Origin of the sequence: Streptomyces sp. NPDC059900 (genome assembly GCF_050270335.1) — a bacterium.
Classification (GTDB): Bacteria; Actinomycetota; Actinomycetes; order Streptomycetales; family Streptomycetaceae; genus Streptomyces.
Map to the genome: position 1 here is coordinate 1 of NZ_JBNNJZ010000338.1, position 9,114 is coordinate 9,114.

Here is a 9,114-nt window from a genome sequence, read left to right on the forward strand (position 1 = left end):
GGGTAGAGCACCCCGATGGGGCGGGGGGAACTGCGCGCCAGGCCCCCACCGGACGGACACCCTAAAACAAACACGCGGGCCCGCACCTCCGAAGAGGTGCGGGCCCGCAACGTTCAGCCGCTGCTACCGCCTAGAGGCGAGAGTCAGCTCTGGCCACCCGCGAGCTTCTCGCGCAGCGCGGCAAGCGCCTCGTCCGACGCCAGGGCGCCGGAGTTGTCGTCCGACTCCGAGGAGTACGAACCGCCGCCGCCACCGCTGCCACCGGCAGCCGGAGCACCGGTCGAGGACGCGGGAGCCGCAGCACCCTCGGCCTCGGCCTGGGCGTCTGCCTCGCGGGACTTGATGACCTGGGCCTGGTGCTGCTCGAAGCGCTGCTGCGCCTCGGCGTACTGGCCCTCCCAAGCCTCGCGCTGGGTCTCGAAGCCCTCGAGCCAGTCGTTCGTCTCGGGGTCGAAGCCCTCGGGGTAGATGTAGTTGCCCTGGTCGTCGTAGGACGCGGCCATGCCGTACAGGGTCGGGTCGAACTCGACGGCCGACGGGTCGGCACCGAACGACTCGTTGGCCTGCTTCAGGGACAGCGAGATCCGGCGACGCTCGAGGTCGATGTCGATGACCTTGACGAAGATCTCGTCGTTGACCTGGACGACCTGCTCCGGGATCTCCACGTGGCGCTCGGCCAGCTCGGAGATGTGGACCAGGCCCTCGATGCCCTCGTCGACGCGCACGAACGCACCGAACGGAACGAGCTTGGTGACCTTACCGGGAACGACCTGCCCGATCTGGTGCGTGCGGGCGAACTGCTGCCACGGGTCTTCCTGCGTCGCCTTGAGCGACAGGGACACGCGCTCGCGGTCCATGTCCACGTCGAGAACCTCGACGGTGACTTCCTGGCCGACCTCGACAACCTCGGAGGGGTGGTCGATGTGCTTCCAGGAAAGCTCGGAGACGTGCACGAGACCGTCGACGCCGCCGAGGTCCACGAACGCACCGAAGTTGACGATCGAGGAAACGACGCCGGAGCGGACCTGGCCCTTCTGCAGGGTCGTGAGGAAGGTCTGGCGGACCTCGCTCTGGGTCTGCTCGAGCCAGGCACGGCGGGACAGGACCACGTTGTTGCGGTTCTTGTCCAGCTCGATGATCTTGGCCTCGAGCTCCTTGCCCACGTAGGGCTGGAGGTCGCGGACGCGGCGCATCTCGACGAGGGAGGCCGGCAGGAAGCCACGGAGGCCGATGTCGAGGATGAGACCACCCTTGACGACCTCGATGACGGTACCGGTGACGATGCCGTCTTCTTCCTTGATCTTCTCGATCGTGCCCCAGGCACGCTCGTACTGAGCGCGCTTCTTGGACAGGATCAGACGGCCTTCCTTGTCCTCCTTCTGGAGAACCAGGGCCTCGATCTCGTCACCAACCGCGACGACCTCGTTCGGGTCGACGTCGTGCTTGATGGAGAGCTCGCGGCTCGGGATGACGCCTTCGGTCTTGTAACCGATGTCGAGCAGGACCTCGTCCCGGTCGACCTTCACGATGACGCCGTCGACGATGTCGCCGTCGTTGAAGTACTTGATCGTCTCGTCGATCGCGGCGAGGAAGGCTTCCTCGTTACCGATGTCGTTGACCGCTACCTGCGGAGTGGTGGCGGTGGTCTCGGTGCTGCTCGTCATGTGGGAAAGGGCTCCGGTACGGACAGTGAGTCGTAGGTACTGCTAGCGCCGGAACCGATTTCGCTCTGAAGAAGCCGGACAGCCTTGGAAGCGCCGATTCTGTTTCCGGAGAAACGGAAGGCGCCTCGACAACCGAGGGGACATACAACAGATGCGAGCGCATCCCGCTAGGTCTGAGGACGGCAGGCTCGCAGCGCAACTTGTAGCATACGGGGGCAGCCGGACACGGTCAATGCGCGAAGGCGCACACCCAGGGGCGGACCGCCGCATACCCGGCACAAATGCTGTCGCATGAGGCCACACGGACCGCACGGCGCCCTGTCGCGACCGCTTCCGGGGCCGCCCCGGCACTGTCCCGCCGCACCGAGCCGCGACCAGCCAGACGGAAGAGTACGACGATGGAGCCGATCATCCAAGAGTCCGAGCTGCCCGAGACGCCCGAACCGGAAGCCACCCGCCGTGACGCCGGTGTGACCGAGAGCAGCCGCGCCAATCGCGGGTGGTGGGACAGGAACGCCGACGACTACCAGATCGAGCACGGCACCTTCCTGGGCGACGACCGTTTCGTGTGGGGTCCCGAAGGGCTCGACGAAGTGGAGGCCGAGCTTCTCGGTCCGCCCGAGGACCTCGCGGGCAAGGACGTCCTGGAGATCGGCGCGGGTGCGGCGCAGTGCTCGCGCTGGCTGGCCTCGCAGGGCGCGCGTCCCGTCGCCCTCGACCTCTCCCACCGGCAGTTGCAGCACGCGCTGCGGATCGGCGGCGGGGTGCCGCTGGTGGAGGCGGACGCGGGGGCGCTGCCGTTCGCCGACAACAGCTTCGACCTCGCGTGCTCGGCGTACGGGGCGCTGCCGTTCGTGGCCGATCCGGTGCGGGTCCTCAAGGACGTACACCGTGTCCTGCGGCCCGGCGGCCGGTTCGTGTTCTCGGTGACGCACCCGATGCGCTGGGCCTTCCCGGACGAGCCGGGCCCCGAGGGCCTGTCGGTGGCGGCCTCCTACTTCGACCGCACTCCTTATGTGGAGCAGGACGACGAGGGAAACGCCGTCTACGTGGAGCACCACCGGACCATCGGCGACCGGGTGCGCGACGTGGTGGCCGGCGGTTTCCGGCTCGTGGACCTGGTGGAGCCGGAGTGGCCCGCGTGGAACACGCAGGAGTGGGGCGGCTGGTCCCCGTTGCGCGGAAATCTGATCCCGGGGTCGGCGATCTTCGTCTGCGTACGAGACTGAGCGTGTGATCCGTCTGCGTAACGAAGCCCTGGACCTGCCCGTACGCGGCGCGCTGCCCGCGCTGCGTTCCGCTCTGGAGGGGCCGGGCGGCGCCGTGCTGTGCGCGCCTCCCGGCACGGGCAAGACGACGCTGGTGCCGCTGGCCCTGGCGGGGCTTCTCGGGGACGGCCCCGAACGCCGTGTGGTGGTCGCGGAGCCGAGGCGCATCGCGGCCAGGGCCGCCGCGCGGCGGATGGCGTGGCTGCTCGGCGAGAAGGTCGGGGAGAGCGTCGGGTACACGGTGCGCGGCGAGCGGGTGGTGGGGCCACGCGCGCGCGTGGAGGTCGTCACGACCGGTGTCCTGTTGCAGCGCTTGCAGCGGGACCAGGAGTTGACCGGCGGCGGCGGTGTTGACGTGGTGATCATCGACGAGTGCCACGAGCGGCATCTCGACGCCGACACCGTGGCGGCGTTCCTGGTCGACGTGCGGGCCGCGCTGCGCCCCGAGCTGCGCCTGGTGGCCGCGTCGGCGACGACGGACGCGCAGGGGTGGTCGCGGATCCTCGGGGACGCTCCGGTGGTGGAGGCGCACGGCACCTCGTATCCGGTCGAGGTCGTGTGGGCGCCTCCCGCGCGTGCGGTGCGGCCGCCGCACGGGATGCGGGTGGATCCGGCGCTGCTGACGCATGTGGCGTCGGTGGTGCGGCGGGCGCTGTCCGAGCGGGAGGGGGACGTGCTCTGCTTCCTGCCCGGCGTCGGTGAGATCGCGCGCGTGGCGGGACAGCTGGGGGACGCGCCCGCGGAGGTGCTCCAGGTGCACGGGCGGGCGCCCGCGGCGGTGCAGGACGCGGTGCTCGCGGGCTCGGCGGACGGCACCCGGCGGGTGGTCCTCGCGACGTCGGTGGCGGAGTCGTCCCTGACGGTGCCCGGCGTGCGGGTGGTCGTCGACGCGGGGCTCGCGCGTGAGCCGCGGGTGGACCACGCGCGCGGGCTGAGCGCGCTGACGACGGTACGGGCTTCGCAGGCCGCGGGCCGGCAGCGGGCCGGCCGTGCGGGGCGTGAGGCGCCGGGGGCCGTGTACCGGTGCTGGGCGCAGGCGGAGGATGCCCGTCTGCCGCGCTTTCCCGCGCCGGAGATCAAGCTGGCGGACCTTGCCGCGTTCGCCCTCCAGACGGCCTGCTGGGGGGATCCCGACGCCTCCGGTCTCGCCCTGCTCGATCCGCCGCCGGGCGGCGCGATGGCGGCGGCGCGGGGCGTCCTGACGGCGGTGGGCGCGGTGGACCCGGAGTCGGGGCGGGTCACGGAGCGGGGCACGCGGATGGCGCGGGTGGGTCTTCACCCCCGCCTGGCGCGGGCCCTGCTCGACGCGGCTCCCCTCGTGGGGGCGCGCCGTGCGGCGGAGGTGGTGGCCCTCCTGAGCGAGGAGCCGCCGCGCGAGTACGGGGACGACCTCGCGGCGGCCTGGCGCGCGGCCCGGCGGGGCGGAGACGGGTACGCGGCGCGGTGGCGCACGGAGGTGCGCAGGCTTGCCGCTGCCGCCGAGGGCTCGGCGGGTGCGGCGCCTGCCGTGGCTTCGGCGCGGCAGGACGGCAGCGGCAGCGATGAGCACACCGCCGGGCTCGTCGCCGCCCTCGCCTTTCCCGAGCGGGTCGCCCGCGGGCGCGGGGACGGCTCGTATCTCATGGTGAACGGGACGCGGGCCGAGGTGCGGCCGGGGTCCGGTCTTACCGGCGCGGAGTGGATCGCCGTGGCCGTGGCCGACCGGCCGGTGGGTGCCGGGCACGCGCGCGTGCTGCTCGGCGGGCACATCGACGAGGACGTCGCGCGCGGTGCCGCCGCGCCGCTGTACGCCGAGGGGGACGAGGTCGCCTGGGCCGACGGGGACCTCGTCGCGCGGCACGTCGAGCGGTTGGGGGCCGTGGAGCTGGCGGTGCGGCCCCTGAAGAAGCCCGCCCCCGAACTCGTACGGGAAGGGCTGCTCGCGGGTCTCGGGGAAGAAGGGACCTCGCTGCTCCACTGGTCGCAGGGCGCGCGGGAGCTGCGGGAGCGGCTCGCGTTCGTGCACCGGCATCTCGGGGCGCCCTGGCCCGACGTATCCGAAAGTGCCCTCCACGCGCGCGTGGACGAGTGGTTGGAGCCCGAGCTGTCCAAGGCGCGGCGGCGGGCCGATCTGCGGCGCATCGACGCGGGGCAGGCCCTGAACCGGCTGCTGCCGTGGGCGACCGGCGAGGCCACCCGCCTCGACGCGCTGGCCCCGGAGCGGGTGGCGGTGCCCAGCGGGTCGCGGATCCGGATCGACTACTCCGATCCCGAACAGCCCGTGCTGGCCGTGAAGCTCCAGGAGATGTTCGGGCTCGCCGAGACCCCCCGGATCGCGGACGGCGGCGTGCCCGTCCTCGTCCATCTGCTGTCCCCCGCCGGGCGCCCGGCCGCCGTCACCGCCGATCTCGCGTCCTTCTGGCGGGACGGCTACCGCGCCGTGCGGGCGGAGCTGCGCGGGCGGTATCCGAAGCATCCGTGGCCGGAGGATCCCGCGGCGGCCGAGGCGACGCGGTTCACCAACGCCCGGCTCAGGCGTTGACCGGTTCCGGCTCGGGCGCCGCCGTGGCCTCCGGGTCGCCGGGCCTGCGGCTGCGGGCCTCCAGCCACAGGGAGAGGGCGAGCAGGAGCAGGCCAAGGCCCAGGAAGCCCCAGGGGAGATAGGACGTCAGGAGGAGGACCAGGACGCGCTGGGACTTCACGAGCTCGACCGTGTCCTTGATGTAGTCCTCGCGCATCTTCACGTGCCCGGCGAAGACCGTGACCTTGTCGCGGCCGCCCAGGAGCGTGCCGCCGCGCAGCTCGTTCTTCTGGATCTCCTCGCCGTAGACGGGAGCCCCGGTGGTGGGGTCGACCCAGAACTTGCGGACGGTGGTGTACCAGCGTGTGGTGCCGGTCTTGGCGAGGGACTTCGGGGTGATGCCCTTGACCGGCATGGTCTTGGGGAAGGGCACCTTGGTCCAGGGGATGGTCTGCTCGAAGTAGTAGACCTCCACGCCGCGGAACGTCTGCGTGCCCTTGTAGTGGATGGGCCGGGTGATGCGGGCCTGGGCGTCGAAGTACTCGTAGTCGCGCTTCTCGGTCAGGAACGGCCACTTGAACTCGATGCCCTCGCGCTTGACCGGGTCCCCGTCGACCATCTCGCCGGTCGCGTGCACCGGCTCCTGGCTGTGGGCGTCGAAGATGTAGCGCTCGGGGACCTTGGAGACCATCTTTCCGTCGCCGTCCTGGATGTACGACAAGGCGTCCCAGACGACGACATCGCGGTCGGCGCTCTTCTCGATCTTCTCGGAGGCCTCCACGTTGCCCTTGAGCGTCTGCACGATGGTGACCTTGTCGATCTTCTTGGCCGTCATGCTGCCGTAGTCGATGAGGGTGGGGTTCTTCGCCTCGAGGACCGCCTCCTGGTACTGGCTGGGCGGGATCTTGGCGAGGCGCGGGAAGGCGTACCAGCGCATGAGCGGGGACATCGCCGTGAAGAACACGGCGAAGGCGAGCAGGATCAGGCTGGCCTTGCGGCGCATCGCGGCGGCCCTCCCTACGGGTGCTTGGGGACGGTGGTGAGCAGCGGCTCGGGTGATGTCTCGCCGGGCGGGGCGCCCATCGCCGTGATCGTCAGGACAAGGGCGAGGGCGAGCGCAAGACCGGTCGCGGCGGCGATGAGAGCGCGCATGCGGATCCTCCCGGCATGAACTGACAGGGCGTCAGGGCTGGGGCACCGTAGCAACGCGGCGGCCAGATGAGAACACGTTGCACACAGACGAACGCCCCTGCGCCGGGCGGGCGCAGGGGCGTTGCGTGCGGGTCGTGCGTGCGGGACGCGGCGGCTCTGCGGCTAGGCCGCGGGGGCCGCCACCTTCAGTTCGACCGTGAGCGTCGCGCCGCCCGCGGTGGTGATGCGCAAGGTGTACGTGCCCGCCGTGTCGTCGGCGTACATCTCGGGGAGCTTGAGCAGGCCGTTCGCGTCCGTCTTGAGGGCCTTGAGGGTGCGGACCGGATTGCCGTCCGCGTCCTTGAAGTACGGGCCCTTGTCGTTGGCCGTGGCGTCGGACGCCGACTTGACCATGGTGGCGGTGGCCACGACACCGTCGGCGGCCTTCCCCTTGTACGTCGCCTTGACCTCCACCTGGTCGGCGAACTCCTTGCCCGGCTCGCAGGTCAGCGCCTTGTCGCTGGTCCTGGCAAGGGTGTCGGCCTGCCGTGCGGTGACCGTCGCCTTGTAGCCGAGGGCGGGCAGCGAGCGTCCGACGACCGTGGCACGGACCGTGAACTCGCCCGTCTTCTCGCCCGCCTTGAGCACCGGGGCGGTGGCCTTGCCCGACGCGCTCGTGGTGACCGTCGCGCTGGTCGCGCCGCCCGGGAAGCGCGCGTCGGTGTCACCGACGATCGCGAACTTCACCTTGGCCTTGGCCACGCCCGCGCCCGACGCGGACTCCGTGCGCACCTCGACGCGCTCGGCGAAGGCCTCGCCCGCCGTCGCGGAGAGCTTGCCGGTGCCGGCGTCCTCCAGGCTCTTGACCCGCTCGGTGGGCGAGGGGGTGGGGTCGGGGCTCTCGGAGCCGCCGCCCGACGGCGGGGGCGTGGTCGGGTCGCTGCTGCCGCCGCCGTTGCCGTTGCCGGGCTTGTCGCTGCCGTTGCCGGAGGGCTTGTCGCCGCCGGGCCGGGGCTTCGGCGAGGGCGAGGGGGACGCCGGGGGCGTGGGGCTCGGGCTCACGATCGGGCCGTTGCCGTCGCTGCGGTCGCCCGGCAGGTCGCCCGTGCCGTCGGGGATCTCGTGCGCACCCCTGCGGAAGGTGTCCATCCACGTCAGGACGAGGTTCAGATAGTCCCTGGAGTGGTTGTAGCTCAGGATCGCCTTGTGCAGATCAGCCTCGACGGACAGGTCGCGGTCGCTCGCGCAGAGATAGTGCCCCGCGGCGAGCGCAGCGTCGTAGATGTTGTTCGGGTCCTTCTTGCCGTCCCCGTTGCCGTCCTGCGCCCAGGTCTCCCACGTCGAGGGGATGAACTGCATGGGGCCGACCGCGCGGTCGTGCGTCTTGTCGCCGTCGTACACGCCGTTGTCGGTGTCGGTGATCTTCGCGAAGCCGTTGCCGTTCAGGGGCGGGCCGAGGATCCCGGCGATCGTCGTGCCGTTCGCGTCCACGCGACCGCCGCGTGCCTGGCCCGACTCGACCTGGCCTATCGCGGCGAGCAGCTCCCAGGGGAGGTTGCAGCCCGGCTTGGTGGTGCCCATGGAGTCCGCGGCCTTCTTGTACGCGTCGAGGACGGTGGCCGGGATCTCTGACTTGGTGTCGTCACCGCCGCCGGGCGCTCCGGTCGGCGGGACCGGGCTCTTCAGTTCCGGCAGGTCGGTGTAGTAAGGGGAGTTGCCGGTCGCGGAGTCCTCGGCCGGTGGTGTGGCGCCGGAGGCTCCCGCCCGCTCGTCGCGGGGGACGTCCGTCACGCCCGGCGCCTGGGACGCCGCGAGCGCCGCCACCGCCGCGGCGGCCACCGCGGTGGTCACCGCTCCCCTGCGCAACCGCCTGCCGAATACCGCCGCCATGACCGTGGACCCCTCCCCTGGACGACTATCTGCTTTTGTGCCGCCCGCTCCGGTCTACTCCCCGTAGCACTGCTCCCCAGCGGGCCGACTCAGGCGACACTACGACAACTTCCGGCGCCCAGACACCCGTTCGTGCCCCATTTTTACCGGTTGGCCGGACGGGCTGAACGTATCCAGTCCGTCCGGCGGCAAACCCCGCTCAGGCCCGGCGCCGTCAGTGCGCGGCCGACTCCCAGTCCGCGCCCACGCCCACCGAGACGTCCAGCGGGGCCCGCAGCGACACCGCGCCCGCCATTTCGTGGCGGACGAGCTTCTCCACCTCGGCGCGCTCGCCCGGAGCGATCTCCAGGACGATTTCGTCGTGGACCTGGAGCAGCATGCGGGAGTCGAGCTTCGCCTCCGTCAGCGCGCGGTGCACGTTCAGCATGGCGATCTTGACGATGTCCGCGGCCGTGCCCTGGATGGGCGCGTTCAGGGCCATCCGCTCGGCCATCTCGCGGCGCTGGCGGTTGTCGCTGTTGAGGTCGGGGAGATACCGGCGGCGGCCCAGCATCGTCTCCGTGTACCCCGTCGCGCGGGCCTCGTCGACGGCCCGGCGCAGATAGTCGCGCACGCCGCTGAAAATATATAAGTTGGTGTCCATCAGGTGACTGTTGTAGAT

At 71.3% G+C, this 9,114-nt stretch carries 7 protein-coding genes; 2 read left to right on the forward strand and 5 right to left on the reverse strand.

Translation table 11 applies throughout. The annotated features are described in order from the left end of the window. Positions 1 to 143: 143 nt before the first annotated feature. The gene (rpsA, locus tag ACQKIP_RS31460) at positions 144 to 1,664 is read right to left on the reverse strand and encodes a 30S ribosomal protein S1 (protein WP_190083195.1); all 1,521 of its coding nucleotides are present in this window, start codon (positions 1,662 to 1,664) and stop codon (positions 144 to 146) included. Between the two features lie 398 nt (positions 1,665 to 2,062). Between rpsA and ACQKIP_RS31465 the strand changes: the two genes are divergently transcribed. Together ACQKIP_RS31465 and hrpB are read left to right on the forward strand one after the other, a co-directional pair. Beyond that, complete coding sequence (locus tag ACQKIP_RS31465; RefSeq protein ID WP_365852996.1) at positions 2,063 to 2,893, forward strand: class I SAM-dependent methyltransferase; 831 nt, start codon at positions 2,063 to 2,065, stop codon at positions 2,891 to 2,893. 4 nt (positions 2,894 to 2,897) lie between these two features. Beyond that, positions 2,898 to 5,453, forward strand: a complete 2,556-nt coding sequence (gene hrpB / locus ACQKIP_RS31470; RefSeq protein ID WP_365852994.1) for an ATP-dependent helicase HrpB — start codon at positions 2,898 to 2,900, stop codon at positions 5,451 to 5,453. On the opposite strand, the gene ACQKIP_RS31475 is transcribed toward hrpB, so the two are convergent. The 4 genes from ACQKIP_RS31475 to ACQKIP_RS31490 form a co-directional block, all read right to left on the reverse strand. Continuing rightward, positions 5,443 to 6,435 carry a DUF3068 domain-containing protein gene (locus tag ACQKIP_RS31475; RefSeq protein ID WP_365852992.1) on the reverse strand — a complete coding sequence of 331 codons (993 nt, stop codon included), beginning with the start codon at positions 6,433 to 6,435 and terminating at the stop codon, positions 5,443 to 5,445. The two genes, hrpB and ACQKIP_RS31475, sit on opposite strands and share 11 nt — an antisense overlap. A gap of 14 nt (positions 6,436 to 6,449) precedes the next feature. Then, a complete protein-coding gene (locus tag ACQKIP_RS31480; RefSeq protein ID WP_361188574.1) occupies positions 6,450 to 6,584 on the reverse strand; it encodes an SPW_0924 family protein in 135 nt (44 codons plus the stop codon). A 162-nt stretch (positions 6,585 to 6,746) separates the two neighbouring features. Beyond that, a complete protein-coding gene (locus ACQKIP_RS31485) occupies positions 6,747 to 8,453 on the reverse strand; it encodes a lytic transglycosylase domain-containing protein (protein WP_365852989.1) in 1,707 nt (568 codons plus the stop codon). 214 nt (positions 8,454 to 8,667) lie between these two features. Next, the coding region (locus ACQKIP_RS31490; protein WP_427744827.1) for a DNA polymerase at positions 8,668 to 9,114 on the reverse strand (447 nt) is incomplete at its 5' end.